The 25887-nt window shown below is 63.1% G+C and carries 25 protein-coding genes; 17 read left to right on the top strand and 8 right to left on the bottom strand.

The window, feature by feature from the left end:
• Positions 1–9: 9 nt before the first annotated feature.
• The 3 genes from KSW38_RS02575 to KSW38_RS02565 are packed head-to-tail and all read left to right on the top strand — an operon-like array spanning position 10 to position 1531.
• Positions 10–444: a DoxX family protein gene (locus KSW38_RS02575; protein ID WP_216922389.1), complete on the top strand. Its 435-nt coding sequence runs from the start codon at positions 10–12 to the stop codon at positions 442–444.
• Positions 441–1223, top strand: a complete 783-nt coding sequence (locus KSW38_RS02570; protein WP_216922387.1) for an AzlC family ABC transporter permease — start codon at positions 441–443, stop codon at positions 1221–1223. The genes KSW38_RS02575 and KSW38_RS02570 overlap by 4 nt, the downstream gene beginning before the upstream one ends.
• Complete coding sequence (locus KSW38_RS02565) at positions 1220–1531, top strand: AzlD domain-containing protein (RefSeq protein WP_216922385.1); 312 nt, start codon at positions 1220–1222, stop codon at positions 1529–1531. Before KSW38_RS02570 ends, KSW38_RS02565 begins: the two co-directional genes overlap by 4 nt.
• 3 nt (positions 1532–1534) lie before the next feature.
• On the opposite strand, the gene KSW38_RS02560 is transcribed toward KSW38_RS02565, so the two are convergent.
• Positions 1535–2164, bottom strand: coding sequence for a TetR/AcrR family transcriptional regulator (locus KSW38_RS02560; protein ID WP_216922383.1), 630 nt, complete (start codon positions 2162–2164; stop codon positions 1535–1537).
• A 92-nt stretch (positions 2165–2256) separates the two neighbouring features.
• Between KSW38_RS02560 and KSW38_RS02555 the strand changes: the two genes are divergently transcribed.
• From KSW38_RS02555 to KSW38_RS02545, 3 genes are read left to right on the top strand one after another with little or no spacing between them, the layout of a single operon-like run.
• Positions 2257–2589 (top strand): thiamine-binding protein, encoded by a 333-nt coding sequence (locus KSW38_RS02555; protein ID WP_216922381.1) that lies wholly within the window; start codon positions 2257–2259, stop codon positions 2587–2589.
• A gap of 39 nt (positions 2590–2628) precedes the next feature.
• On the top strand, positions 2629–3300 hold the full coding sequence (locus KSW38_RS02550) for an O-methyltransferase (protein WP_216922379.1): 672 nt from the start codon (positions 2629–2631) through the stop codon (positions 3298–3300).
• A 3-nt stretch (positions 3301–3303) separates the two neighbouring features.
• The gene (locus KSW38_RS02545; protein WP_216922376.1) at positions 3304–3807 is read left to right on the top strand and encodes a GNAT family N-acetyltransferase; all 504 of its coding nucleotides are present in this window, start codon (positions 3304–3306) and stop codon (positions 3805–3807) included.
• Between the two features lie 20 nt (positions 3808–3827).
• On the opposite strand, the gene KSW38_RS02540 is transcribed toward KSW38_RS02545, so the two are convergent.
• Positions 3828–4082, bottom strand: a complete 255-nt coding sequence (locus KSW38_RS02540) for a hypothetical protein (protein WP_216922867.1) — start codon at positions 4080–4082, stop codon at positions 3828–3830.
• Between the two features lie 119 nt (positions 4083–4201).
• On the opposite strand from KSW38_RS02540, the gene KSW38_RS02535 reads away from it, so the two are divergent.
• Complete coding sequence (locus KSW38_RS02535) at positions 4202–5119, top strand: spermidine synthase (RefSeq protein ID WP_428982344.1); 918 nt, start codon at positions 4202–4204, stop codon at positions 5117–5119.
• On the opposite strand, the gene KSW38_RS02530 is transcribed toward KSW38_RS02535, so the two are convergent.
• Complete coding sequence (locus KSW38_RS02530) at positions 5108–5998, bottom strand: LysR family transcriptional regulator (RefSeq protein WP_216922374.1); 891 nt, start codon at positions 5996–5998, stop codon at positions 5108–5110. The two genes, KSW38_RS02535 and KSW38_RS02530, sit on opposite strands and share 12 nt — an antisense overlap.
• Before the next feature lie 149 nt (positions 5999–6147).
• Between KSW38_RS02530 and KSW38_RS02525 the strand changes: the two genes are divergently transcribed.
• Complete coding sequence (locus tag KSW38_RS02525; protein WP_216922372.1) at positions 6148–7545, top strand: MFS transporter; 1398 nt, start codon at positions 6148–6150, stop codon at positions 7543–7545.
• Between the two features lie 4 nt (positions 7546–7549).
• A complete protein-coding gene (locus KSW38_RS02520) occupies positions 7550–8299 on the top strand; it encodes a 3-hydroxybutyrate dehydrogenase (protein ID WP_216922370.1) in 750 nt (249 codons plus the stop codon).
• A 74-nt stretch (positions 8300–8373) separates the two neighbouring features.
• Here the strand turns inward: KSW38_RS02520 and KSW38_RS02515 are convergent, their stop codons facing one another.
• Positions 8374–9834: an amino acid permease gene (locus KSW38_RS02515; RefSeq protein ID WP_216922368.1), complete on the bottom strand. Its 1461-nt coding sequence runs from the start codon at positions 9832–9834 to the stop codon at positions 8374–8376.
• Positions 9835–10021: 187 nt separating this feature from the next.
• Here KSW38_RS02515 and KSW38_RS02510 point away from each other — a divergent pair, with 187 nt between their 5' ends.
• The 3 genes from KSW38_RS02510 (at position 10022) to KSW38_RS02500 (ending at position 13556) form a co-directional block, all read left to right on the top strand.
• Positions 10022–11008: an ABC transporter ATP-binding protein gene (locus tag KSW38_RS02510; RefSeq protein WP_216922366.1), complete on the top strand. Its 987-nt coding sequence runs from the start codon at positions 10022–10024 to the stop codon at positions 11006–11008.
• A gap of 1 nt (position 11009) precedes the next feature.
• Entirely contained in the window at positions 11010–12632 is a 1623-nt protein-coding gene (locus KSW38_RS02505) for an ABC transporter permease (protein ID WP_254185965.1), read from the top strand.
• A gap of 213 nt (positions 12633–12845) precedes the next feature.
• A complete protein-coding gene (locus KSW38_RS02500; protein ID WP_216922364.1) occupies positions 12846–13556 on the top strand; it encodes a DsbA family oxidoreductase in 711 nt (236 codons plus the stop codon).
• Positions 13557–13679: 123 nt separating this feature from the next.
• On the opposite strand, the gene KSW38_RS02495 is transcribed toward KSW38_RS02500, so the two are convergent.
• On the bottom strand, positions 13680–14099 hold the full coding sequence (locus tag KSW38_RS02495; protein ID WP_377654907.1) for a winged helix-turn-helix transcriptional regulator: 420 nt from the start codon (positions 14097–14099) through the stop codon (positions 13680–13682).
• 67 nt (positions 14100–14166) lie between these two features.
• Between KSW38_RS02495 and KSW38_RS02490 the strand changes: the two genes are divergently transcribed.
• Together KSW38_RS02490 and KSW38_RS02485 are read left to right on the top strand one after the other, a co-directional pair.
• Entirely contained in the window at positions 14167–14829 is a 663-nt protein-coding gene (locus KSW38_RS02490; RefSeq protein WP_216922361.1) for an NAD(P)-dependent oxidoreductase, read from the top strand.
• A gap of 180 nt (positions 14830–15009) precedes the next feature.
• On the top strand, positions 15010–15816 hold the full coding sequence (locus KSW38_RS02485; protein ID WP_216922359.1) for an IclR family transcriptional regulator: 807 nt from the start codon (positions 15010–15012) through the stop codon (positions 15814–15816).
• Between the two features lie 23 nt (positions 15817–15839).
• Here KSW38_RS02485 and KSW38_RS02480 read toward each other — a convergent pair whose 3' ends face one another.
• Positions 15840–16442, bottom strand: coding sequence for an SRPBCC family protein (locus tag KSW38_RS02480; protein ID WP_254185963.1), 603 nt, complete (start codon positions 16440–16442; stop codon positions 15840–15842).
• Positions 16443–16521: 79 nt separating this feature from the next.
• Between KSW38_RS02480 and hutU the strand changes: the two genes are divergently transcribed.
• The 3 genes from hutU to KSW38_RS02465 all read left to right on the top strand — a co-directional run bounded on the left by hutU (position 16522) and on the right by KSW38_RS02465 (position 20297).
• Positions 16522–18249 carry a urocanate hydratase gene (gene hutU, locus KSW38_RS02475; protein ID WP_216922358.1) on the top strand — a complete coding sequence of 576 codons (1728 nt, stop codon included), beginning with the start codon at positions 16522–16524 and terminating at the stop codon, positions 18247–18249.
• 9 nt (positions 18250–18258) lie between these two features.
• Positions 18259–19851 carry a histidine ammonia-lyase gene (hutH, locus tag KSW38_RS02470; RefSeq protein WP_216922356.1) on the top strand — a complete coding sequence of 531 codons (1593 nt, stop codon included), beginning with the start codon at positions 18259–18261 and terminating at the stop codon, positions 19849–19851.
• Between the two features lie 197 nt (positions 19852–20048).
• The gene (locus tag KSW38_RS02465; RefSeq protein WP_216922354.1) at positions 20049–20297 is read left to right on the top strand and encodes a hypothetical protein; all 249 of its coding nucleotides are present in this window, start codon (positions 20049–20051) and stop codon (positions 20295–20297) included.
• Between the two features lie 201 nt (positions 20298–20498).
• Here the strand turns inward: KSW38_RS02465 and KSW38_RS02460 are convergent, their stop codons facing one another.
• Both KSW38_RS02460 and KSW38_RS02455 read right to left on the bottom strand, forming a co-directional pair.
• A complete protein-coding gene (locus KSW38_RS02460) occupies positions 20499–20720 on the bottom strand; it encodes a hypothetical protein (protein ID WP_216922352.1) in 222 nt (73 codons plus the stop codon).
• Positions 20721–20823: 103 nt separating this feature from the next.
• Positions 20824–25743, bottom strand: a complete 4920-nt coding sequence (locus KSW38_RS02455) for an NAD-glutamate dehydrogenase (protein ID WP_216922349.1) — start codon at positions 25741–25743, stop codon at positions 20824–20826.
• Positions 25744–25887 lie beyond the last annotated feature (144 nt).

Here is a 25887-nt window from a genome sequence, read left to right as displayed (position 1 = left end):
AGTGGTCTCATGTCATTCCGCTGGTCAGCCCGTGCCACCCAAACCACTTCTGCAATCGGTCTGAGCGCACTTCTCCTGGCCAGTGCCATGAAGCATTTCCGCACACCTGGGTTCTACTACCCGGTTGTGCCTGAATACTTGTGCCGCAGCGACGAGCCGGGGAGCCAGCCAAATGGTCCCCTAGCTCTTATGTCCCGTGAGGAATGGGTCGCTTCCAGCGGCCTGCTCGAGGCGACTGCCGCCGTCGGGCTCCTCATCCCCGCCACCCGAAAAGTGGCTGCGGACGCCACTACAGCCATGTTTACCGTATTCCTTGCAGGGCATATTGATGCTCTCCGCCGTGCATACGGTCCCGACGGCACGCCCAGCCAACGACGCGTCCACACGCTGAGATTGCCGCTTCAGGTTCCGCTCATCCTGTGGTCCTGGAGCCTGCGGAAGTGAGTGGAGGTCCAGCAGTTCCCTTGAAACTCAGGGATTCGCCAGCTTTCAAGATTGCCCTGTCGCTGAGCATTGCCACGGGCCTTTATGGGGTGTCCTTCGGCGCCCTTTCCGTGGCGTCAGGCTTCGATTTCTGGCAAACAATGGTGCTGAGCCTCTTGCTGTTCAGTGGGGGCTCACAGTTCGCGTTCATCGGAGTAGTGGCCGGTGGCGGATCCGGCGTGGCAGCCATGACGGCCAGCGCTTTGCTCGGACTGCGTAACGGCATATATGGCATGCAGATCAATGCAATGCTGCGTCCACGTGGATGGCGTCGCTACATCTCAGCCCATGTCACCATCGATGAGTCAACTGCGACGGCGTCCGGACAGTCGGACCCCGACGAGCAACGCCGCGGGTTTTGGACTGCCGGCATCGGAATATTCATTCTTTGGAATATCTTCACTGCCATCGGCGCCTTGGCCGGTGATGCGATGGGTGATCCCAAGCAGTGGGGCCTGGACGGCGCCGCGGTTGCTGCGTTCCTGGCGTTGCTGTGGCCGAGGCTGAAGGGACGCGAACCCTGGGCCATAGCCGCTGCCTGCGCTCTTGCGACCATCCTCGCCGTGCCGTTTGTTCCTTCCGGAGTTCCCATTCTGGTGGCTGCTCTGGTGGCCGGTGTGATCGGTTGGTTCAGCCACGCACGGATGGATGAAGGACTCGAGCCGGACGTAGATCCATACGCAGAAAAGCGAGAGCACGGGCATGGACACAGCCGCAGCGGGAACGGGGGAGACCAGTGAACCTCTGGCTCTGGATACTCATCGCCTGCGCGCTTGCCTACCTCACCAAACTGGTGGGCTACTTTGTCCCGGCCAAGCTGCTGCAGAGCCCCAGGATCATGCACATCGCAGGCACTATGACCATTGGGTTGTTGGCGTCCCTCACCGTGGTGAATGCCCTCGCGTCCGGACAAGGTCTGGTGTTGGACGCCCGAATCGGCGCACTGGCGGCGGCCGCCGTCGCTCTTTGGCTACGCGCGCCGTTCCTGGTGGTGGTTATTTCCGGTGCTGCCGTAGCGGCACTGCTGAGGCTGCTCGGCTGGGGCTAGAAGTTAGACGTCCTCGGTCAACGTCACGCCTGGGATAGGCGATTGTTCCGGGAGTGGGCGGGACGGACGCTCGGTCCGGATGGCGTCTTCAATGAGCGCCACGGGACGCTTCCAGGCTTCGGAGCCAGGTTCCATGGTGTCCACGGCACCGATCAGCATGGCAACGAGACGGACCATGTCCTCGATGGTGATATCGCGACGCAGCGAACCCTGACCCTGGCCGCGCTCGAGGAGCGTGGCCATGGAGCCGATGAGGCCGCCGGTAATGCCCATGAGGAGTCCGCGTCGGCCTGCGACGGCGTCAAGCAGGTTGGCGTCTTCGCTCGCCACCCGCATGACGGCATCGATGATGTTGATGAGACCCTCGGCGGCATCCATGCCTTCGAGGGATGCGTCCGCAACAGGATCCACGTGCTGGCGGAGTTGGCGGGAGAGTGCCGCAAGTACCAATTGTTCTTTATCGGAGAAGTTGCGGAACAGCGTAGCCGGACCAACTCCTGCCGTGGCGGCGATGGTCTGCAGGGGAACTTCGGGGCCGTGTTCCCGGAAGCACTGCCGTGCTGCGGTGATGATTTTGTCCACATTTCGTGCAGCGTCGGCCCTGAGGGGCTTGCGTTCAGAGGGCTGTTCCATGCTTGTCAGGGTAGCAACGGACCGCGGTTGACCCCTTGTTACGCTGGAGTAGGGCGTTATGTGACAAACCAGTACGTGAAACACTGGATTTCATGTTGCTTGCATTCTCAGTCGCCCCTTCAGGCCAGCCCGCAGCCGCCACCAACGGCGGACCCACCCCCGATGCCTCCGTGCACGACGCCGTTGCCGCCGCGGTCAAGATCGTCCGGGAGTCCGGATTGCCGAACCAGACGGACTCCATGTTCACCACCATCGAAGGCGAATGGGATGAAGTGTTTGACGTCGTTAAGCGGGCCACGGAGGCCGTGGGCCGCTTCGGCAGCCGCGTCTCCTTGGTGATCAAAGCGGACATCCGGCCCGGATACAGCGGTGAGCTGACCGGCAAGGTGGAGCGTCTGGAAGAGGCTATCTCCACCACGGACTAGCTCTTTCCCCCGTCAGTGACCAGTGCAAGACTGGGGGCCATGATTGAACACGTGGCTGAACCCGGTTGGATTGACGTCGAGCATTACCTGACTGACGTCGTCGTGCGTCCTGATCCGGCCCACAAGCGCGCCCTGACATCTGCAGCCGAGGCGGGCATGCCGCAGATCGAAGTGGCGCCGAACGCCGGCAAGTTGCTCAAGATGCTCGTGCAGTTGTCCGGAGCCAAGCATGTCCTGGAAATTGGTACGTTGGCTGGATTCAGCAGTATCTGGATGGCCCAGGGACTTCCCGACGACGGCAGGCTGGTGACGTGCGAGTACCTCCAAAAGCATGCTGACGTCGCGCGGGCGAATGTGGACGCTGCGGGAGTGGGGCACAAGGTGGACATCAGGGTGGGCGCCGCTTTGGACACGCTTCCCACGTTGGTGGGCGAGGAATCGTTCGATTTTGTGTTCATCGACGCGGATAAGGAGAACGACGCCAACTACCTTGACTGGGCCATCCGTCTTGGCCGCCCGGGAACGGTGATCGTGATCGACAACGTCATCTGGGACGGTTCCATCCTGGAGCCTTCACGGGACGAGGTAAACGCGCCGGGCATCGTCAAGGCCCTGGAAATGCTGGGCCAGGACCCGCGTCTTGATGCCACCGCAATCCAGACTGTGGGCAGTAAGGGCTGGGATGGTTTCGCTATCGCCAGGGTGCGGTAGCCGATGGATTTGACGCTGCGCCCTGCAACGGTTGACGACGCCGAAGCTATGACCGTCATGCATGTCCAGGCGTGGCGGGAGAGTTATGGGCATTTGCTGCCGCCGGAATTCTTCGCGAAGCAGGAAGCTGCCCTGCCGGACAGGATCGAGCGGTATAGGGCGTCGATCTCGGCAGGCCATCCGCGGATGCTGGCCCATGATCCCGATGGTGAATTGGTAGGAATCGCGGCTTCAGGACCGGGAAGGGACGAGGACAGCCCCTGCGACTTGGAGCTGTTTATGCTCTACACCCTCCAACGGATTCATGGCCGCGGCGTGGGTCAGGCGCTGTTGGACGCGCTCCTGGGTGATGGTCCGGCCTACCTGTGGGTCCTCGATGATAATCCGCGCGCCCAGGCCTTTTACCGCCGCAACGGCTTCGTGCCCGACGGCAAGCGGCAGCTTTGCGACCCCTCGTGGTACTCACTTCCGGAACACCGGATGGTGCGGCCCGGCGTCGGGCTTTAATTTCTCTGAAGGCCCAGCTGTCACGCGTTGGGCGTTGCCCGCTGACGGTGGCGTGGCCTGGGACGCCTGGCTGCGTGTGGCTTGGGCAGGAGATGCCGTAGCCGTCCTTGGCGGGCTCCTGGTGCCGGCACCGTGTTGCCGGTTCGTTCGGCCTCGGGGGGTTCCTCCAGGATGCTGGGCGGTTTGGGCACCCTGGCAATCAGCAGGCAGACCACGGTCAACCACGCGAACGCGACTGTAAACACCTCCACCCAAACCGATCCCAAAGCTTCCATGAAGAGATCTTATGGCCCAACGACACCAAATGGTAAGCATCCTTATGAAATGCTCGGATGGAACGCGATGATGCGCTCCTCCACTAGGCTGGAGCCATGACTCAGGCAGGGCGGTTTTAGTGGCCAAACCCGGTAAATCCAGCAAAGCAAGCAAGTCCGGCCGGGCGGGAAGGTCGACGGCGGGAGTCATCGAGGTGCCTCAAGGCACCCGGCCTGCCGGTCCGGTAGCAGGCGTCTATTACATCGACACCGGCGACTGCGAACTGCTTCCGGATCCTGACAACAACAACGGCTGGCTCCTGAAGATCAACGGCGTGCTGAGCTCGCACATTGACCTCGCTGACCCGCTGTTCCTCGACTTCGAATACATGCGCTGGATTGCTGCGCTGGTGGAATCGAGATGGCCGCGGGAGGACAAGCCAAAGCTTCGGGCCCTGCACCTGGGCGGGGGAGCCTGTTCCATGGCGCGATACTTCAACGCGGCGTACCCGGATGCGCGGCAAGTGGTAGTGGAGCTCGATGGGAAGCTCGCCGACTACGTCCGGGGCTGGTTCGAACTCCCAAAGGCGCCCTTGCTGCGGATCCGCGTCGGCGAGGCCCGGGAAGTGACCGAATCACTGACCCCTGATACGCGGGACCTCATCATCAGGGACGTCTTCGCGGGAGCCTTCACGCCGCGCGCCCTCACCACCCGCGAGTTCAACGCCCACGCCGACGCCGTCCTGGCCCCCGATGGCTTGTACGTGGTCAACTCGGGTGACGCCCCGGACCTGAAGAATGCACGCGCTGATGCGGCAACCATCGCCGATACTTTTGAGCACACCATGATCATCGCCGACCCCGCCATGCTCAAGGGCCGCCGCTACGGGAACATGATCATGGCCGGCAGCCACGTGCCATTCGGCGACGACCCGACGCTGGCCCGCAAGCTCCTGGGCGGGGCCGTCCCTGCACACATCTGGAACGACGCCCAAGTGCGGGCCTTCGCCGCCGGAACCCCGGTCCGGCACGATCCGCCGGCGGCTTCAGCCCAATAGCTCCTCGCGCCGATCTTCCGTCTCTTCGCGCAGGGCCTGCACGACGGCGGCCACCGCTGGGCGGCGCATCGAGTCCGGGCGCAGGACCATCCAGTAGGGGAGGAGCTCCGCGAAGTCGGATGGCAGGAGCCGCACCAAATCTGCGTGGCGATCAGCCATGAAGCAAGGCAGGAATCCCACGCCTGCACCCGCTCTCGTCGCCTCTACATGCACGAACACGTTGGTGGAGCTCAGCCCATCGCGCATGGACGGGACGAGCCTCCTTGGCGCGTCCAGATCGTCCACCTGGAGCATGGAGTCCACGAAGTAGACCAACTGATGCTGCGTCAGTTCCTCGATGCTGCCGGGTGTCCCGTTGTCCGCGAGGTACGCGCGCGAGGCGTACATTCCCAGCCGGTACTCGCCCAGGCGGATTGCCTCTGCCCGGTGGACCTGTGGCGTCCCCACCACCACCTCGATGTCCAGGCCGGAGCGTTGCTGAAGCGCCCGCCGCGTCACGGTGACAATCTCGACGCTGAGCCCTGGGTGGTCGCGCCGAAGTCGAGCTACTGCCGGGGCGGCGATGTAGGCGCTGAAACCATCGGTCGCGGTCATGCGTACGACGCCGGTAATGGGGTCGGGTGCGCCGTCGCTGGGTCCCAGTGCGCCCACCGCAGTTTCAATGCGTTCGGCGACCAGTACCGCCTCAGCCCCCAACTCCGTGACTTCCCAGCCACCGGCAGCCCGTGCGAGGACGCGGCCTCCCAGCGCCTTTTCCAGCGCCGCGATCCTGCGCGAAACGGTGGTGTGGTTCAAGCCCAAGGCTTGTGCCGCCGTCGTGAATTTTCCTGAGCGTGAGACGGCGAGGAGGATGAGGAGATCATCCGGGTTAGGCTTCATATCTGCAATTCTGCACACACTTAGTGCCCTTTTGGTCATTGAGGCGGGATGAATCTGCAGTAATACTCAGTGGAGCATTTCGTGTTGTGGATCACAGCATGCATCAGGGCACTGTCAAAAGGGTCAACGAGGACACTGAGGAGATGGATATGAGCGTAGAGCAGCGCTCCACATCAAGGGCCGGGAACGAATCCGGCAAGGGCTCCGGCCTTAAGAAGATCGTCGCTGCGTCCATGGTGGGCACAGTGGTGGAGTGGTACGAGTTCTTTCTCTACGCCACCGCCGCGACGTTGGTTTTCGGCAAGTACTTCTTCCCGAGCACCGGCAACGAATTGGACGGCATCATCCAGGCCTTCTTGACGTACGCGGTTGGCTTCGTAGCCCGCCCGCTCGGCGGAATCGTCTTCGGCCAGATCGGTGACAAACTGGGCCGCAAGCCCACGCTCCAGCTGACCATTGTGATCGTGGGCGTCTCGACATTCCTCATGGGCTGCCTCCCCGGCTTCGCGAACATCGGCTATTGGGCGCCGGCCATGCTGGTGGCGCTCCGCTTCATCCAGGGCTTCGCGCTCGGAGGCGAGTGGGGCGGCGCTGTGCTTCTGGTAGCTGAACACAGTCCCAACAAGTCGCGCGGCTTCTGGTCATCCTGGCCGCAGGCAGCAGTTCCGGTGGGCAACCTCCTGGCCACGCTGGTCCTGTTCATCATGTCCACCACCCTGAGCAGCGAGGCATTCCTCGGCTGGGGCTGGCGGGTAGCATTCTGGCTGTCCGCAGTGATCGTCTTCGTCGGCTACTACATCCGCACCCACGTCACCGAGGCACCCATCTTCCTCGAGGCCAAGGCGCAGGTGGAGGAGTCGAAGGCCGTCAGCTACGGCGTTGGCGAAGTCATCCGCAAATACCCCAAGGGCATCCTGCAGGCCATGGGCCTCCGCTTCGCCGAGAACATCATGTACTACCTCGTGGTCAGCTTCGCGATCGTCTACCTCAAGAGCGTCCACAAGTACGACACGTCATCGCTGTTGCTGGCATTGCTCATTGCGCACGTCATCCACTTCCTCGTCATCCCGCAGGTTGGACGTCTTGTTGACGCCTGGGGTCGCAAGCCCGTGTACCTGGTGGGAGCAATCGCCGGCGCCACATGGCCGTTCTTCGCCTTCCCCATGTTCGATACGAAGAACGCCGCGGTGATCGTGCTCGCCGTGACCATCGGCCTGTGCCTGCACGCATTCATGTACGCGGGCCAGCCGGCCATCATGTCCGAGCTCTTCCCCACCCGCATGCGCTATTCCGGCGTCTCGCTCGGCTCACAGGTTACGTCGATCTTCGCAGGGTCACTCGCTCCGCTGCTGGCGACGCAGTGGCTCAAGGACACCGGTTCCTGGCTCCCCACGGCGATCTACCTGGTGATCGCCTGCGCGATCACGGTCGTCGCCGTCGTTTCGCTGAAGGAAACCAAGGGCATCGCGCTGCAGGACGTGGACGAAGCCGACGCTTTGCGGCATGGACTCGCTACTTCATCTGCCGGCACCGCAGCGAAGGGCTGATTCCATGGACAACTCCTTGAACGGGCGCAAAGCACTGGTCACCGGCGGTGCGAGCGGAATCGGGGCAGCCTGCGCCCGCGCGCTCGCCGCCCGCGGTGCGAAAGTTGTAGTGGCCGACGTCGATGCCTCCGGAGCTGCGGCACTCGCAGACGAGCTGGGCGGCACGGCGTGGACCGTGGACCTGTTGGACGTCGATGCCCTGGCCGCCCTCAGCCTCGACTGCGACATCCTGGTCAACAACGCCGGCATCCAGAAAGTAGCGCCGATCGAGGAGTTCGAACCTGCGGAATTCAGGCGGATCCTGACCCTGATGCTGGAGGCCCCGTTCCTCCTCATCCGGGCTGCGCTCCCACACATGTACGCCAATGGGTTCGGGCGGATCATCAACATCTCCTCGGTTCACGGGCTCCGGGCTTCGGCCTACAAGAGTGCGTACGTCTCGGCGAAGCATGGCCTCGAAGGGCTCAGCAAAGTCACTGCCCTGGAAGGCGGTGAGCGCGGAGTGACGTCCAACTGCATCAACCCCGGATACGTCCGCACGCCCTTGGTGGAGCGACAGATCGCCGATCAAGCCCGGCTCCACGGCATCCCCGAGGCAGAGGTCCTGGCGAAAGTAATGCTGACGGAGTCGGCGGTAAAGCGGCTGGTGGAGGTTGAGGAAGTCGCGTCGTTGGCAGCCTGGATGGCCTCGGACGACGCCGGTATGGTCACCGGAGCGAGCTACACAATGGACGGCGGGTGGTCGGCCAGGTAGCTGGTCCGCGAGGTGACAGTTAATGCCAACGTTCTGCGTGAACATTGGCATTAACTGTCACTTGGACGGCGGAGCTACGGAACCTTCACCAAGGGGATCGACGCGGTCTCGTCCACGAGCTCTGCACGACGCAGGCCACCACCGCGAACCCATAGCTTGTAGGCGACGAACAGAAGGATCAGCCAGGTACCGCCGACATACAGGGCTACCCGCGTGTCCTCGAAGACCCCGAGGATCACGATCACCAGGGCCATGAACGCCATGGTGAGAATGGATGCTGCCGGCCACAGGGGTGAACCGAATTCCGACGCCGGAAGGCCCTTGCGCTTGATCTCCCGCTTCATGGCAACATGCGAAGCAAGGATCATCACCCACACCCACACTGTGGCAAACGTGGCTATCGAGGCGATCAGCACGAACACGTCCTCCGGGATCACAGCGTTCAGCACAACGCCCACAAGCAGGATGCCGCCCATCATCACCACGGTCATCCAAGGGACGCCATGCCTGGAGATTTTGCCGAAGCTCTTCGGAGCATGACCCTGCTGGGCAAGTCCGAACAGAATGCGGCCAGCACCAAAGATGTCGCTGTTGATAGCGGAAAGGGCTGCAGTGATTACCACGGCGTTGAGGATGTGCGGCGCAGCAGGAATGCCCAAGCCGTCGAAGATCTGCACGAAGGGGCTGCCGCTGCTGCCGATTTCATTCCACGGGAAGATGCTCATCAACACGCCCAAGGTCAGGACGTAGAACAGCAGGACGCGGACTGGCACAGTATTAACTGCCTGCGGGATGACCTTTTTGGGATCGGCGGCTTCGCCAGCGGTAATGCCGATTGTTTCGATCCCACCGAAAGCAAACATCACGACGGCGAACGCGGCCAGGAGCCCTTCGAAGCCATTCGGGAACAAACCGCCGTGGTTAACCAGGTTCCCCAACCCCGGTGCCACGCCGCCGCCGTCGCCCGTTTGGAAGCCGAACACGACGATTGCTGCGCCTCCGACGATCATGGCGATGATGGCCACCACCTTGATCAGCGAGAACCAGAACTCCAGTTCACCGAAGACCTTAACGCTCAACAGGTTCATGGCGCCCAGGAACAGGATGATCGCGAGGACCCAGATCCAGCGGTCCACCTGTGGGAACCAGAAGCCCATATAGATGCTGAAGGCTGTGACGTCCGCAATGGCGACAATCGCCATCTCAAACACGTATGTCCAGCCGGTAACGAAGCCGGCGAACGGTCCAAGGTACTTGCTCGCGTACTGGCCGAATGAGCCGGACACGGGGTGTCGGACGGCCATTTCGCCAAGGGCGCGCATCACCATGAAGACGGCTGCGCCGCCGATGATGTAGGCCAGGAGGACTGCCGGGCCGGCTTTCTGTATGGCGGACGCAGAACCGTAAAACAGTCCCGTGCCGATCGCGGATCCGAGTGCCATAAAGCGGATGTGACGGACGTTGAGGCCACGGCTGAGTGCCGTACCGGCGGCTTGGAGGACGGTGTCCTTCGAAGCCAGCGTGGTTTGTTGCATGGTAAAACCTTCTCGTCTTTGGGAGGGGATCGCTATCCAGCAGATCACTTTTGGCCGCCTTGTGATTGGCCTCACGGGGGTTTGGTGTCTTTGATCGCAGACAGTGCGACAGGAGTCACAGCCTCGCTCCGGGCCGGACCAGCTCCATTCCTTCACAGGGCCGCTGATCCTGCGTAACCTCGGCTCCATGGACCCTGTCATCCAGACCGTCGATCTCCATAAGAATTTCGGCCGGGTCAAGGCACTGGACGGCCTCGACCTCGAAGTCACGGCGGGGCAAGTCCACGGCTTCCTCGGCCCGAACGGTGCAGGGAAGTCCACCACGCTGCGCATCCTGCTGGGCCTGGCACGGGCGTCGTCGGGCACTGCAAGAGTCCTTGGATTGCACCCATGGACCGACGCCGTTGAACTCCACCGGCGTGTTGCCAGCGTCCCGGGCGATGTCAGCATTTGGCCGAATCTGTCAGGCGGAGAAGCCATTGATTTCCTCTCGCGGCTTCGGGACGGCGGGACAGATCGCGCTGGGTATCGACGCAACAAGGAGCGTTTGTGCCAGCTCTTCGACTTTGACCCCACCAAGAAGGGCCGTGCCTACTCGAAGGGAAACCGCCAGAAAGTCGCGCTTATCGCAGCCCTGGTTGCCGACTGTGAGGTCTACCTTCTGGACGAGCCGACAAGCGGTCTGGATCCACTCATGGAGGCCGTCTTTACTCGCGAGATCCGGAGGCTCGTCAGTGAGAAAGGGGCCACTGTCCTTCTTTCCAGCCACATTCTCTCCGAGGTGGAACAGCTCGCCGATAGTGTCAGCATTATCCGGGCAGGTCGGATCGTTGACGGCGGGACACTGGACTCCCTGCGCCACCTGACCCGTACAGGGATCTCTTTCGCGCAGGACCAGGTGGACGTCCAAGCCCTCCAAGGCCTTTCCCAAGTCCACGACCTCACCGTGGCCGCAGGCCGGATCAAGTTCAACGCCGATTCCGACCGTGTCCACGAGATCCTGCCGATTCTTGGCCGTCTGGGCGTACAGGGCCTGCTGGTCGCTCCACCATCGCTGGAAGAGTTGTTCCTCCGGCACTATGGCGATGCCCTTCCGCCGCAATCAGAAGAAGCGAAGCCCGACGGCGGTACTCACCGTGGGCGGAGCCGCCCGTCCGCGGGGACGGGCGCTTGAGATGAGCCGCTTTCTTGACTTGTATTGGCAGCGACTCCGCCGCGACCGTTGGCAACTCCTGAGCTGGGTTGCTTCCATCGGTGCACTCGCCTTTTTCGCCACAACAGCAGTGGCTTCGGCGTACGGCGACGATGCTTCCCGCACGGAAATCCTGCATGTTGCCACGGCGACGCCTGCCATTTTGATCCTCCGCGGACTGGTCAGGGGCCCCGCTCTGGATGCATTTACGTTTTTCCAGATCTTCGCCTTCTTGGGTGTCCTTGCCGGGCTGATGAACACCTTCCTGGCAGTGCGGCATACGCGCGCCGAAGAGGAAGCCGGCCGGGCTGAACTCGTAGCCTCCACGGCCGCGGGCCGTTGGATGCCGCTGGCGGCGACCGTGACTCATGGGCTCGTTGGAAACGTACTCGTGGCAGCGGCAGTCACGTTCGGCTTTATCGCCGGTGGGCTCGACGCCGCCGGTTCGCTGGTTGCAGGTCTTGCGGTCGGAGCCACTGGATTGGCGTTTCTCACGATGGGATTGCTCGCGTCCGAGTTCATGAGTACCTCGCGTGGGGCAAACGGAGCGGCGGCAGGGGTAGTGGTCGCCGCCTATCTTCTACGGGGCTTCGGGGACGCGACCGGCGAGGTCAGTCAGGACGGCCTCACTGTCACGGCAGCATGGCCGAGCTGGGTTTCGCCCATCGGTTGGGGCCAGCAGACTTTTGCCTACACGGGAAACCGATTGTGGCCCCTGCTGCTTCCGCTGGGTCTTGGCATCATCTGCGTCTCACTGACGGCCGTCATCATGTCCAATCGCGATGTAGGCGCGAGCGTGCTGGCCGGACGACGAGGCCGGACGGATGCCCGCCCCTCGCTCCGCGGGCCCTTCGCCCTGGCGCTACGACTCCAGCAGGGCGCGATTGTCAGCTGGTGCATTGGCGGGTTTATTGCAGGCCTGCTCACCGGCGCCCTCGGCGCTGCCATCCAGCAGGTCAGCATCGCGAATTCCTCGGTCACAGCGATCCTTAGGGCCATGATCGAGGCGCAAGGGACATCCATGACGCAGCTGGTCATCGCTGTCTTATTTGAAATCGGTGGCATCCTGGCGGCGGCCTGCGGACTCCAGGCCGTTCTGCGATTGCGGCAGGAAGAAGTGGCGGGCACTGCAGAACTTGTGCTCTCGCAACCGCTCGGCCGCATTCGTTGGTTTGGCAGCTTTCTCGGCCTCGGTGCGGCCTCGGTGGTGCTCGTTATGGTCTTCGCGGCCTTCGGTGCTTGGTATTCCTTGTTGATCTCCGGTGAATCAGCCGTTGAAGTGGGCAACGTATGGGAAACCGCAGGGGCTCAAATCCCGGCTGCGCTGCTCTACCTGGCTGCGCCTGCTGCCGTTTTTGTTACCGTTCCCCGCGCCACTGTTCCAATCGGCTGGGCGTTGCTGGCCCTGGGCGTCGTGCTGGGTATCTATGGGGGAATGTTGGGCTTCGACAAGTCACTCAGGGACCTCTCGCCATTCACGCACACGCCAGTAGTTACCAATACAGGAACCGATTGGAGCGGCGGCTTTTGGATGCTCGGGATTGGAGCGGCGCTTGTGACGTTCGCGTTCCTTGCCTTACGCCGCCGGGAGGTTGGCACCGTCTGAACACCGGCACCACATCCTTTCGCGCTCGGCACCGGACCCCTTCAACGGAGACATCACCGCCCCCAAGTGCGTCGCCCAGTGCTGTTGTGGGGCGTTGCGCGGGCGGAGGATCTCGGGGGTGCTGCGAACAGCAAAGTGCCTTTTGTAAGCCCTCTCCAACGCATTCATCATGGTGTTACGAACAAATTGTTCGTATACCGGAAGGAGAGGTTCATGTCGTTGCTTCGGATCGATACAAGCATTCGGGCGAGGGGCTCGCAAAGCCGTGGTGCGCCGGTGGTGATCGAACTGTGGACCGATCTGGGCTGCCCATGGTGCTACGTCGGCAAGCACCGGCTGCAGCGGGCGATCGACCGGCGACCCGACGCAGACCGGTTCCAGATCAAGCTGCGCTCCTTCGAGCTAAACCCGGACGCGCCGCGTGAGCCGGAGTCTATCGAGAGCGCCTTCACCCGGTCCCATGGAGGCAACGCCGAGGCAGTGCTGTCAGCCGAACGGAGGATCCAAGGGATCGCCCAGCGTGAGGGGCTCGCTTTCTCGCTGGATCGGTTGAACGCCAACACGTTCGACTTCCACCGCATCCTGCAGCACGCCAACGAGCAAGGACGCGGCCTGGAGTTCTTCTCCAACGTCCAGGACCGCTTCTTCGCCGGCGAGTTGAACCCGTTCGACCCCAATGCGCTCACCCGGGCCGCCGGCACGGTAGGCCTGGCCGTCGATCGCGTGCTTGAGGTACTCACGGGCCAGGATTACGCCGAGGCCGCACACTCAGATCGGCGCGAAGGCCAGGAACTGGGCCTGAGCGGCGTCCCCTTCGTGGTGTTCGACAGGCGAGTCGCAGCGCCGGGGGCGCAGTCCGTGGAGGTCTACGAACAGATCCTTGAGCAGGTGGCCCCACTGACTACGCCCATGGGTGCGCGATGACCACACCGTCCCTGCCCCTGCAGGTCGTTGCCTCAGAACCGGCAGGGTGGTGCGATCCCGAAACCGGTGTGTGTCATCTGCCTGAAGACACCGGGCTGGCGAGCGCCCCGGTCGACGACCAGGTCAGTGCTTCCTGAGAAGCTGGTTGGTCTTGGCGCGGCCAACACCGCTTTCTTCATGGGCGCGGCGGTGCGCGGCGATCTCGCCGTGATGACCAGCCGCCCACCCGGCCAATGACAAGACCGCCTCGTGAAGTGACCTGCCCAGATCGGTGAGCTCGTAGACCACCCGTGGCGGGACCTCAGGGAAGGCGGTCCGCGTCAGCAAGCCGTCCCTCTCCAACTCCTTCAAGGTCAGGGTAAGCATCCGCTGCGAGATGCCAGGGACGCTGGCCTGCAGGTCGGAGTAGCGCAGCGGCCCGGCACCCAGCGTACTGATCACCAGCACCGTCCACTTATCGCCGATGCGGTCGAGCACCTCACGAATGAAGGCACTGTCCTGAGGCCACGCCGTGCAAGGCCCCGCGAGCGTCCGCTCAGCCACGATGACCAACCCCTATACCCAACGAAGAAACCGTTACCGCACTCACGGTAACCATCGAAAGGAACCCATGTCCAGACTGCTCGTGCTCGGCGGCAGCGGCCGCCTCGGCCAGCACATCCTCGAACAGGCCTCCCAACGGGGCGTCCGGGTCCGCGCACTCGTGCGCAATCCCGATGTCATACCCGCGCTCCCGGGCGTTGAGCTCGTCCCCGGGACGCCGGCAAACATCGACGACATTCGCGCCGCGGCCGGGGGAACCGACGCCGTCGTTGTCGCACTCAACAACGCGCGCGCCTCGGACAACCCTTGGGCCAAGCCCGTCAGCCCGCCGTCCTTCATGACTGACGCAGTCCGCGACACCCTCACCGTAATGGCAGACCACGGTCTGCGCCGGATCGTGATCACCTCCGCGCTCGGGGTGGGGGACTCATGGCGTGTGGTGAACCCGATCTTCAAGACCTTGGTGAACGTGTCCAGCATCAAGAACGGGTATGACGACCACAACGGCGTCGAACGGCTCGTCCGTGACTCCGACGTCGACTGGACCCTCGTCCGCGCCACCGCCCTGACCAACAAGCCCCCTGCGGGCCCACTCCACGCCGCAGAAGCCGGGCAGGACAAGCACGGCCCCACCGTCAGCCGATCCGAGGTGGCTCGCTTCCTCCTCGACACCGTCGAGAACAACGCCTGGATCCGCCGGGCCCCGCTGATCTGGAACAGCCGCCGCTAGCGCCTGTCCGAGCTAACAACAAAGGACAGCAGTTAAGTCTGGCATTTCAGACACCGTATGGAGGGAATGGGCTGGCGCTGCCCCGCGTAAGAGGGCACGCTTGAGTACGGGATACCGGACACAGCGGGCTGGGAAAGGCTGGACGGTGTCCGCTTCAGCAGTCTTGAGCAGTGAGGAACCATGACAACCACGCCACTGGCACCAGGCAAGGCCACGTCCAAGGTCCCTGCCGCCGAAAATACGCTGCGCATCCTGAAACTGCTGGCCTCGCGGAGAGGGCCGATGGCGGCGTCGAACATTGCTACGGCGCTCGGCTTGCCCCGCTCCAGCGTCTACCACCTGCTCGGCGTCATGGAGGCTAACGGCTTCGTGTTGCACCTGCACGAAGAACAGCGCTATGGACTCGGCATCAGCGCCTTCGAACTCAGCTCGGCCTATTCGCGGCAGGAGCCCTTGTCGCGTCTCGGGCGGCCCATGCTTGCCTCGCTCGTGGACGTGATCGGCGAAAGCGCGCACCTGGCCGTGCTTCACGGCCGCGACGTCCTCTACATTGTGGAGGAACGCGCCAAGAACCGCCCAAGCCTGGTGACCGACGTCGGAGTCCGCCTGCCCAGCCACCTCACTGCGTCGGGCCGCGCGATCCTGGCCGCGCTGCCGAAGTCACAGGTTCGCGCTCTGTACCCGAATGCCGCCGCCTTCACATCGCGCCACGAAGTGGAGTTCCCGATCATGAAGTACTCCGCCTTGTCCTCCCATCTGGACCAGGTGCGGCAGCGCGGCTATGCCACGGAAAACGGCGAGATCACGCCTGGATTCGGCTCAATAGCCGCCGCTGTGACTGACCACGTGGGATGGCCGACGGCGGCAGTCGCTGTCACGTTTCTGGAGGACAAAGTGCCGGCTGAGCAATGGCCGGTACTGGCTGCGCGCATCCGCAAGGCTGCCGACGAATTGTCGGTACGCATTCACGGACGCCCGGCTGGCTAGGCCGTTGGCATAGTCATCTCGCCCTAGTCGCTACGCGGCTTGGGTTCGCCGGGCTTCAGCCTGCCCGGCTCCGTGGTTTCGCGCTCGACGAGTCTCCGGAAGGTCTCCAGCTCGCCTCGGAAGCTGCCCCGGTAGGATCCCGTGGAGAAAATCCGCCCGAAGACCGCTGAAACGAATCCTCGGGTCATGAACTCCTGATGGATGCGCGTACCGCCTCCCTCGGCAGCAAACCTCACGTCTGATTCGCCCTTCAGGATCGCGTTGCCGAACCGTGTGCGGATGTGCCAAGGCCGCTCGACGGCGAGGATCTCTGTGGGGCTTGCCATCCGTCCGAACCACACCGTGTAGCGGCTGCCGGCCTGGTCTATCGAGCCAGTGCGATCGGTCACGCGGGTGACTCCGCCGATCCATTCCGGGAACCGGTCCGGATCGGTCCAGGTCGCGAAAACGCGCTCCGGCGGAGCCGCAACAAGGGTAGTTACTCGGAACGTTGCCATGGGTCCAGCATGCGCTCCTTCCCGCACGAATGCGAGGGAGTTTCCTGGCTTCACCACGACGCCCGAGCGGAGGAGCGACGAAGGGTGGCGTGCGTCTGTAATCCCGGACAGCACCAGCTGAAAAGCCATTCCTGGGGCCTTGCAAAGGGGCTTTAGTAGAAGCAGAAGAACTTTCCACTACACACTTCCCAAAGACGAAGGAGTCATCATGGCACCCGCTGATTTCACTACTGGTGCCCGTCCGGTTAAGGCCGCGCGGGGTACTGAGCTTACTGCCAAGTCGTGGCAGACCGAGGCGCCGTTGCGCATGTTGATGAACAACCTGGATCCCGAGGTCGCTGAGCGCCCGGATGATTTGGTGGTTTACGGCGGCACGGGCCGTGCCGTGCGTTCCTGGGCTGCGTTCGATGCGATCACCCGCACGCTGGAGACCATGGAGAAGGACGAGACGCTGCTGGTGCAGTCGGGCAAGCCGGTGGGTGTGTTCCGCACCCACGAGTGGGCTCCGCGTGTGTTGTTGGCGAACTCGAACCTGGTGGGGGACTGGGCGACGTGGCCTGAGTTCCGCCGTCTCGAGGCCGAGGGCCTGATGATGTACGGGCAGATGACTGCAGGGTCCTGGATCTACATCGGCACGCAGGGCATCCTGCAGGGCACGTATGAGACGTTCGCTGCGGTTGGGAACAAGCTCGCTGCGGAGGGCAGGCATCCGGCACCCGCCGCGGAAGGCTCCACCGAAGGTCCGTTGGCCGGCACCCTGACCCTGACCGGTGGTTGTGGCGGCATGGGCGGTGCCCAGCCGCTGGCCGTGACGTTGAACGACGGTGCCTGCCTGATCATCGACGTCGATGAGACCCGTCTGCGGCGCCGCGCGGGCAAGCGCTACCTTGACGAGGTGGAAACGGATCTGGATGCTGCGATCGCGAAGGTCCAGAAGGCCAAGGCCGAGCGCCGCGGCTGGTCCGTGGGCTATGTCGGCAACGCCGCGGAGGTGTTCCCGGAACTGCTCCGCCGCCACAAGGCCGGCGAATTGACGATCGACGTCGTCACCGACCAGACCAGCGCGCATGATCCGCTGTCCTACCTGCCGGAGGGCATCACCGTGGCCGAGTGGCACACGGAGGCTGAGGCGGATCCGGAAGGGTTCACCAAGAAGGCCCAGGCGTCCATGGCCCGCCACGTCCAGGCGATGGTGGAGTTCCAGGACGCCGGTGCCGAGGTGTTCGATTACGGCAACTCGATCCGTGATGAGGCACGCAAGGGCGGGTACGAGCGGGCGTTCGAGTTCCCCGGCTTTGTCCCGGCGTATATCCGTCCGCTGTTCTGCGAGGGTCTGGGCCCGTTCCGTTGGGTTGCCCTGTCCGGGGACCCGGAAGACATCGCCGTGACGGATGCGGCGATCAAGGAACTGTTCCCGGAGAACACGCACCTGCACAAGTGGCTTGACGCTGCTGCGGACCGGGTGGAGTTCGAGGGCCTGCCGGCACGTATTTGCTGGCTCGGGTACGGCGAACGGGCCAAGGCCGGGCTGTTGTTCAACCAGCTCGTCGCCGAGGGCAAGGTCAAGGCCCCGATCGTGATCGGCCGTGACCACCTGGATTCCGGTTCCGTGGCGTCTCCGTACCGGGAGACCGAGGCCATGGCCGACGGGTCGGACGCGATTGCTGACTGGCCGCTGCTGAACGCCCTGATCAACACCTCCTCAGGCGCTACCTGGGTGTCGATCCACCACGGCGGCGGTGTCGGGATCGGCCGGTCCCTGCACGCCGGGCAGGTTTCCGTCGCCGATGGCACCGACCTCGCCGCGGAGAAACTCGAACGGCTCCTGACCAACGACCCCGGAATGGGCGTCATCCGCCACGTCGACGCCGGCTACGACCGCGCCGTCGAAGTCGCCAACGAACGCGGCGTCCGCATCCCCATGAACGAGAAGTAGGCAACACAAGTGACTCTTACAACCCACGAACCCCTCACCGTTACCCTCGGCTCCAGTGGTGTGACGCCGGAAGACGTCGTCGCCGTCGCACGCCACGATGCCAAGGTGACCATTTCCCAGGACGCCCTGGACAACGTCGCCAAGGTCCGCGCACACATCGATAGCCTCGCCACCAGCGACATCCCCGCCTACGGTATTTCCACGGGATTCGGGGCGTTGGCCAACCGCCACATCCCCAATGACCTCCGTACGCAGCTGCAGAAGTCGCTGATCCGCAGCCACGCAGCGGGCATGGGTCCGGCGGTGGAACGCGAAGTGGTCCGCGGCATTATGTTCCTCCGCGCCAAGACCCTCGCCTCCGGCCGCACGGGTGTCCGTCCCGTGGTCCTGCAGACCATGGTGGATGTCCTCAATGCAGGCATTACCCCGCTGGTCCGCGAGTTCGGTTCCCTCGGCTGCTCCGGCGACCTCGCGCCGCTGTCCCACTGCGCCCTGGTGCTGATGGGCGAAGGCGAAGCAACCGGTCCCGACGGCGAACTCTACGGTGTGCCCGGTAAGCAGACGGTCGCTGAGCTGCTCGCACAGCACGGCATCGAGCCGGTCACGCTGGCGGAAAAGGAGGGCCTGGCCCTCGTCAACGGCACCGAAGGCATGCTCGGCATGCTGCTGATGGCCATCGCCGACATCCGTTTGTTGCTCGCGACGGCGGACGTCACCGCGGCGCTCAGCGTCGAGGCCCTGCTTGGCACCGACCAGGTGTTCCTTCCGGAACTCCACGCTGCCCTGCGTCCGCACCCCGGGCAGGCTGCCAGCGCGGACAACATGCTGCGCGTGCTGTCCAACTCGCCCATCGTCGCTTCCCACCGGATCAACGACACCAAGGTCCAGGACGCCTACTCGCTGCGTTGCGCCCCTCAGGTTGCCGGCGCTGTCCGCGACACGGTGGACCACGCTGCACTGGTCGCTTCCCGCGAACTGGCCGCCGCGATCGACAACCCCGTTGTCCTGCCGGACGGCCGCGTCACGTCCAACGGCAACTTCCACGGTGCGCCCGTGGCTTATGTCCTGGACTTCCTTGCGATCGCCGTCGCGGACCTCAGCTCCATCGCCGAGCGCCGTACGGACCGCATGCTGGACCCGGCCCGCTCGCACGGTCTCCCGGCCTTCCTCGCAGGGGACCCCGGCGTCGACTCCGGCCTCATGATCGCCCAGTACACGCAGGCCGGTCTGGTTTCGGACAACAAGCGCCTGGCCGTGCCGGCATCGGTGGACTCCATCCCGAGCTCCGCCATGCAGGAAGACCACGTGTCCATGGGTTGGCATGCTGCCCGGAAGCTTCGCAAGGCCGTGGAGAATCTCCGCCGTGTCCTGGCCGTGGAGCTGGTCACCAGCGCCCGCGCTATCGACATGCGCACGCAGATGTCCGACGGCGAACTGACCCCGGGCCCGGCCGGTACAGCTGTGCTCGAGGTGCTTCGCGAAGTGGTCCAGGGACCGGGAACCGATCGGTTCCTGTCGCCCGAACTCGAAGCGGCTGACCGCCTGGTAGGCTCCGGTGCGGTCCGTGCGGCTGCCGAATCCGCCGTCGGGATTTTGGCCTGACGTCGAATAAAACGCTCATTTGATGGGCATATTTGTCACGCCCCGGTCTTTGTTCGCAACGCAGGGGCCGGGGCGCGGCAAATGTAGTAGAACTTATGGTGTACGTCACGTCCACAACAACGGTGTTGTGGGCTTGACGGTCAACCGTTCATAACTCAATACACAACAGCGAACATCCACAAAGGGGTAGAAGTTCAATGAAGGCACGTGGAGCAGTCCTCTCCAGACGAAACGCACACTCAGTTACGGTTTCGGACTGGAGGCAACTCAAGGTTGGCGAGCGCGTGGAGGTAGTCAAGTACGCCCACGTGATCGCCGCCGGGCTGATCGAGGAAGTCTCCGGCAGCGGAAATGTGGTGTGGCTTGAACACTCGGGGCCCGGCGTCACCGAGGAAGGCAAGGAACTGTTCATGAAGTCCGACGGCGTGACTCTCCGCCGCGCGTAACCCCACCCAACTGAGTCGCATTAGTGCGCGTTTAGACCGCTCAAGACGCGCACAATTGCGACCTACTTGGGTGAGCGCAGCCTTGGGTGAGTGCAGCTTAAACAGAACCGGGGCTCGTTCCCTTTCCGCGGGTAGTAGATGCGGAAGAGGAACGGGCCCCGGTTTTTTGTGCGCTGGCCTGGATGCTGCCAGCAGTGGCAATCAGGCAGCGAGCACTTCGTGGGTCTGACCGAAGGGAACGGATTCGTCCAGGGCCACTGTGTAGGTGCCGGGCTCGTGCCGGGTCACCAGAATGCCGCAATTGGCATCTGCTGCTGCATTCTTGATCAAAGCATCCACGGCGCGCTCAAGTCCGTCGTGGATCTCGTCTGCCTTGGAAAAGGACAGGCGAATTTCGCGTTCTGCAGTCATTGCAGCGGTCATTTGGGTGCCTCCTATTACTTGCCGCATGCGAGGGCGACCCGTCAATCATAGGACGTTTGACGCTAAATTTGTAAGATGACCGGCAGTACTGGTGACCGGCGACTCATCTCCGCACCATGGCGCGAAGCAGTTTTACGGCCACAGAGAGCGCTGCAATGTCCACCGGACCTGGCCTTATGGCCTCCTTGATGGTCTCTTGGACGCGGGCCAGTTGTTCGATGTTTCCACGTTCCCAGTCCATGATTCGCTCCACTGGATCGGACGTAGTGGCAGTCACGGCACCAGAGATCCGGGGGGTATGCCGCACTACCGCTTTGGTCATGTCCGCGAGCACAAGGTACATGTCATCACGCAAAGCCGCACGTGCCAGCGACTCCCAGTGGGTGTCCCTCGGGAGCATGGTGATGTGTTCCAACAGGGGGATGGCCGAGATCCGTTCGAAGACTGCGAAGTACACCTCAGCCACTGCCTCCACTGGCTCTTGAAGTTCTTCTGCGATAGCGGAAATGTCGAGCAAGCCGTAGCTGACCAAGAGTTCGGAGGCCCTTATGCCCAGATCGTGGGGCAGGCCCACCGAGTCCGTATGGGCTATTCGTTTCTGCGAGTGGGCAAGGTTGATTCCATGAAGGAAGCTCGTGAAGTTCGCCCGCATCAAGGACATAGGCTGCTCAAGCCGGGCCAAGGCATCGGCAATGGGCTTGTCGCGGAAATCGTGGGTCACGTACCAGCGGACTGACCGGTCCAGCAGTCGCCGCATGTCCAGGGCAACGGCGGCCCCATGCTCACGGGGAGTGCTCGGCGGCAATTGGGCGATGGCGCCCGTGACGGCGTCAAAGTCCCAGATTTTCCGCATCACCACGAACCCGCGGGCAACTGCGGAGGCAGAAACCGTGGTTTCCTCCATCGCGCGGAAGGCGAAGGCTATGCCGCCCATGTTGATCATGTCGTTGGCCACCACGGTGGCTACGATCTCCCTGCGCAGGGGATGCGTGGAGAGGTGTTCGCCGAACCGCTGTGAGACTTGCTTGGGGAAATAGGCTCGAAGGGTTTGAGAAAACCAGGGATCATCGGCCAAACCGCCCTCTGTGAGTTCGCGGGCGAGTTCGATCTTGGCGTAGGCGGCCAACACGGCGAGTTCCGGCGTGGTCAGTCCCTTGCCGGTCAGGACCCGCGCCTGAAGTTCGGCGTTGCTGGGAAGGCATTCGAGTTCCCTGTCCAGATCTGTGACTGACTCGAGCCAATCCATGGTCCGTTCAAAGCTGGGACTCCATTTCAGCGCCAATTGCTTGTCATTGAGGAGCAGGACGTTCTGGTCATCGTTGGTTTTGAGGACGAGCCGTCCAACCTCGTCTTGGAGTGAGTGCAGGAATCCGGTTCTTTCTGCCGTAGACATCCTGCCTGCGGAGATCATCCGGTCAAGGAAGATCTTGATATTCACTTCGTGGTCCGAACAATCCACGCCAGCTGAATTATCGATCGCGTCGGTATTGACCAGCACGCCTGCCAAAGCTGCTTCGATCCGGCCGCGCTGCGTTACTCCAAGATTGCCGCCCTCGGCGATGATGTGCGCGCGCAGATCCTCGGCATTGACCCGGATGGCGTCGTTTGATTTGTCTCCCACATCGGCATGGGACTCCGTGGATGCCTTGACATAGGTGCCGATTCCCCCGTTGTACAGGAGGTCCACCGGGGCAGTGAGAACTGCGCGGAGAAGCTCATGAGGGCTCATTGCCAGCTGGCCATTCGCATCAGTGCCTTCATCCAACCCCAAAGCGAGGCGGATTTGTTCCGTGAGCAGGATGGATTTTTCCGTCCGGGCAAAGACGCCGCCGCCCTCGCTCAGTTTGGTGCGGTCATAATCGGCCCAGGAGGAGCGCGGCAGTTTGAAGAGCCGTTCCCGCTCGGCGTAAGAGACCTCGGGGTCGGGCGTAGGGTCCAGGAAAATGTGCCGGTGATCGAAGGCGGCCACGAGCTTGATGTGGTGGGAGAGGAGCATGCCGTTGCCAAAGACATCTCCGCTCATGTCTCCGATGCCAACTACCGTGAAATCCTCAACACGGCAATCGATCAGGAGTTCACTGAAGTGGTGCCGCACGGATTCCCAGGCACCCCGGGCCGTGATCCCCATCTGCTTGTGGTCATAACCCACTGAGCCCCCGGAAGCGAAGGCGTCGCCCAACCAGAAGCCGTACTCTCCGGCAACGGCATTGGCGATGTCCGAGAAGGTTGCCGTTCCCTTGTCGGCGGCCACAACGAGGTAGTAGTCGTCGCCATCGTGCCGCACCACCCGGGGCGGCGCGAGTACGCGGCCGCTGCTTCCGCCGTCGGGATCCGGTACCAGGTTGTCCGTGATATCCAGCAATCCGCGGATGAATGTCCGGTAGCTTTCCTGGCCTTCCGCGAGCCAGGCCGCACGGTCCTCTGCGGGGTCGGGGAGTCGTTTGGGGAAGAACCCGCCCTTTGCTCCGGTGGGAACAATCACGGCATTCTTGACCGTCTGGGCTTTCACGAGTCCCAGGATTTCCGTCCGGAAGTCTTCCCGCCTGTCCGACCACCGAAGGCCACCGCGGGCTATCGGACCGAAACGCAGATGCACGCCTTCAACGCGCGGCGAATAGACCCAGATCTCAAATTTCGGGCGGGGTGCAGGGGCAGCCGGGATGCTGGCAGGGTTGAGCTTGAAGCTGATGAAGGGCTTGTTGAGATAGAAGTTCGTGCGCAGCGTGGCGTCTACCAGGCTTGCCAGGGAACGCAGCAACCTGTCGGCGTCCAGGACAGGGACGGCGTCGATGGCTTCCATCAGGTTCGTCCGGGCTCTATGAACGGCCTGCGTCCTGTGGCTCAGTTCGCTGCTTCCCTCTTCGAACAGATCGCCCCTGGCCAGGCTCGGCTCCCCGTGACCGGAATTGAGGAGTTCCGGATCAAACAAGTCCGGAGCGAAACGGTCAGGATTGAATTTCGCTTCGAACAATTCAAGCAGGGCATGGGTGGCCATGGCGTTCCCGCGGAGTGTGTCAGCGATGAAGCCATAGGAGTTGGTGCTCCCGAGCTGCCGCAGGTACTTGGCATACGCGCGCAGGATGGCAACCCGCCGCCAGTCGATGCCCTCCTTGATGACCAACGCGTCCAAAGCGTCCGACTCGGCGTCACCGCGCATCGCGGCACAGAACGCACCGGCCAGCAGATCGCCCGTGCCCACAGGGTCAACCCCTCGCGGATACTTCAGGCCGAGGTCATACAGGAAGAACTGCCGCCCGTCGGCACGCTGAACGTCGAAAGGCCGCTGGTCCAGGACCTTCAAGCCCAGGTTATGGAAGAACGGGAGGATCTCAGTCAGGCTCTGCGGGCGCGTTAAGTAAAGCCGGATCCGGGCATCCTCACTGAGGACTGCCGTGCCGGGACGTTGGTAAACAGTGAGGAGGGGATCCGCTTCACCTGCGGAACCCGGCTCGGCTGGAACTCCCGGAAAGCTTTCGAACCTGGCAATGTCCTCAACTGCGTCCTCCACCTCATAATCGGCCTTGTAGCTGGCCGGAAACGCGGTCGCCCACTGCCTGGACAACCTCGCCGATTCCTCCCGTGGGTACCTCGTTTGGAGGGCCTCGTCCAGGCCTTGCGCCCAGGACCTTGTAGCGGCGATGATCCTCTGCTCAAGGGCTGCTGCGTCCACCACCGCCGGAGCACCTTGGTGCCGCGAGGGTTCCTGTGGCAAGAGGATCCGGAAGAACACCCGGGCCATGGCGGATTCTCCCAACCGAAGCTCGAACTCTATGGCGTCCGAGCCGAACGCCTCGCGCAACTCGCGCTCGATGTTGAGCCTGACGGCCGTGCTGTACCTGTACCTGGGGAGGAAAACCAGTGCTGTCATGAACCGGCCGAAGGAGTCCGGACGTAGAAAGAGCCGGGTGCTGTGGCGTTCCTGGAGCCGGAGGATCTCGCGCGCACGGATGGCCAGCTGCTCGGCATCAATGTGGAACAGTTCGTCCCGCGGATAAGCCTCCAAAACCGCAAGAAGCTCTTTGGCATGATGCGACGATGCCGGGTAGCCGAAGGCCCGCAGCACTTCCTCCACCGTGTCCCGGATGACCGGAATCTGCTGCGCCAAGCGGGCTGTTGAACTGGGGGAGAAGAGCCCAACAAAAGTGCACCCATTGGTGCTGGTGCCGCTCCCGTCCGCTGTGGCAATGCTGATCTCATCGAGGTAGGCACGGCGAAGGACCGTTGAACGAAGCGCGGATTTGGTGAGCGTGAGCACCTTGCCGGGAACTTCGTCTGGCGCCGCAGGACCGGCCCCATCACGGAGGAGCCCGAGCCCGCGACGCCCGCGAAATCCCAGAAACACAAAGTTCCCGTCGTCCAGCCACCGCAGCAGCTCCTGCGCTTCACGCGCCGTCGGGTCTTTTGTGGCTGGCCCCTCCAGCACACCGATTTCGTTTACCAGTTCCTCGTGGATGGCATCGGCGTCCTCGGCCGCGGCCCGGACATCACCCAAGACCTTGTTCAACCTGCCCACCAGTAGCTCCGCGCTCGCGTTGTCCGGAATCCGGGGGATCTCGATCGCTATCCACGCCTCCGTGAGTGGCCCGTCGTCGTGCCCGTCCGCCGAAAGGCCAGGTGCCGCCGTCGCCCGCGCATGATCCTCGGAACGTTCGACGCCAGTGGGCAGCCCCGCGCGGTGAGGCCCCCTGCGGATATCGATCAGGCGGTGGGTGGCGGGGTCCCGCGTGATGCTGAAAGTGGGGTGCACCAAAAGCCGGATGGAAGCGGTGTCACGAGAGATCTCGGCTGTTACGGAGGGAAGGAGGTAGGGCATGTCATCGGTGACGATTGCCACCAAGCTGGTATCTGTTTCGTTGAGGACCCCGATGACTGCTTGTCCAGGTTCGCGGCGTTCTGCCAACGAGCGGTGATAGCGTGCCCGTTCCAACAAGGTTTCGGGCGTGTAGCTGCGGACGTCGTCGTCCGTGACGTGCTCGTAGTAGTCGGTCAGGAATCCGTCCGCCGGCTCCGTAATTGGTGCCATGTCGCTGCGCCTCCGCTGCGCAAAGGAGCGGCCGTGCTGCTGCGGTCGGCAAAGTCCATGCGCCTCATTTCATGATCGCTTAAAGGCCGCGGGATGGCACTCCCGCGAGATGGCAGTTGCTGACACTGTCGGAGCAAAACATTG

Source organism: Paenarthrobacter aromaticivorans, assembly GCF_019038615.1.
Classification (GTDB): Bacteria; Actinomycetota; Actinomycetes; order Actinomycetales; family Micrococcaceae; genus Arthrobacter; species Arthrobacter aromaticivorans.
Note: the sequence above shows the minus strand (reverse complement) of the source record. Positions and strands in the feature narration are given on the sequence as shown.

Coding starts and splice junctions, on each gene's coding strand:
- KSW38_RS02575 (WP_216922389.1), top strand. CDS start 10: ATGTCATTCCGCTGGTCAGCCCGTGCCACCCAAACCACTTCTGCAATC.
- KSW38_RS02560 (WP_216922383.1), bottom strand. CDS start 2,164: ATGGAACAGCCCTCTGAACGCAAGCCCCTCAGGGCCGACGCTGCACGA.
- KSW38_RS02555 (WP_216922381.1), top strand. CDS start 2,257: ATGTTGCTTGCATTCTCAGTCGCCCCTTCAGGCCAGCCCGCAGCCGCC.
- KSW38_RS02550 (WP_216922379.1), top strand. CDS start 2,629: ATGATTGAACACGTGGCTGAACCCGGTTGGATTGACGTCGAGCATTAC.
- KSW38_RS02545 (WP_216922376.1), top strand. CDS start 3,304: ATGGATTTGACGCTGCGCCCTGCAACGGTTGACGACGCCGAAGCTATG.
- KSW38_RS02540 (WP_216922867.1), bottom strand. CDS start 4,082: ATGGAAGCTTTGGGATCGGTTTGGGTGGAGGTGTTTACAGTCGCGTTC.
- KSW38_RS02530 (WP_216922374.1), bottom strand. CDS start 5,998: ATGAAGCCTAACCCGGATGATCTCCTCATCCTCCTCGCCGTCTCACGC.
- KSW38_RS02525 (WP_216922372.1), top strand. CDS start 6,148: ATGAGCGTAGAGCAGCGCTCCACATCAAGGGCCGGGAACGAATCCGGC.
- KSW38_RS02520 (WP_216922370.1), top strand. CDS start 7,550: ATGGACAACTCCTTGAACGGGCGCAAAGCACTGGTCACCGGCGGTGCG.
- KSW38_RS02515 (WP_216922368.1), bottom strand. CDS start 9,834: ATGCAACAAACCACGCTGGCTTCGAAGGACACCGTCCTCCAAGCCGCC.
- KSW38_RS02510 (WP_216922366.1), top strand. CDS start 10,022: ATGGACCCTGTCATCCAGACCGTCGATCTCCATAAGAATTTCGGCCGG.
- KSW38_RS02505 (WP_254185965.1), top strand. CDS start 11,010: ATGAGCCGCTTTCTTGACTTGTATTGGCAGCGACTCCGCCGCGACCGT.
- KSW38_RS02500 (WP_216922364.1), top strand. CDS start 12,846: ATGTCGTTGCTTCGGATCGATACAAGCATTCGGGCGAGGGGCTCGCAA.
- KSW38_RS02490 (WP_216922361.1), top strand. CDS start 14,167: ATGTCCAGACTGCTCGTGCTCGGCGGCAGCGGCCGCCTCGGCCAGCAC.
- KSW38_RS02485 (WP_216922359.1), top strand. CDS start 15,010: ATGACAACCACGCCACTGGCACCAGGCAAGGCCACGTCCAAGGTCCCT.
- KSW38_RS02480 (WP_254185963.1), bottom strand. CDS start 16,442: ATGGCTTTTCAGCTGGTGCTGTCCGGGATTACAGACGCACGCCACCCT.
- hutU (WP_216922358.1), top strand. CDS start 16,522: ATGGCACCCGCTGATTTCACTACTGGTGCCCGTCCGGTTAAGGCCGCG.
- KSW38_RS02465 (WP_216922354.1), top strand. CDS start 20,049: ATGAAGGCACGTGGAGCAGTCCTCTCCAGACGAAACGCACACTCAGTT.
- KSW38_RS02460 (WP_216922352.1), bottom strand. CDS start 20,720: ATGACCGCTGCAATGACTGCAGAACGCGAAATTCGCCTGTCCTTTTCC.
- KSW38_RS02455 (WP_216922349.1), bottom strand. CDS start 25,743: ATGGCACCAATTACGGAGCCGGCGGACGGATTCCTGACCGACTACTAC.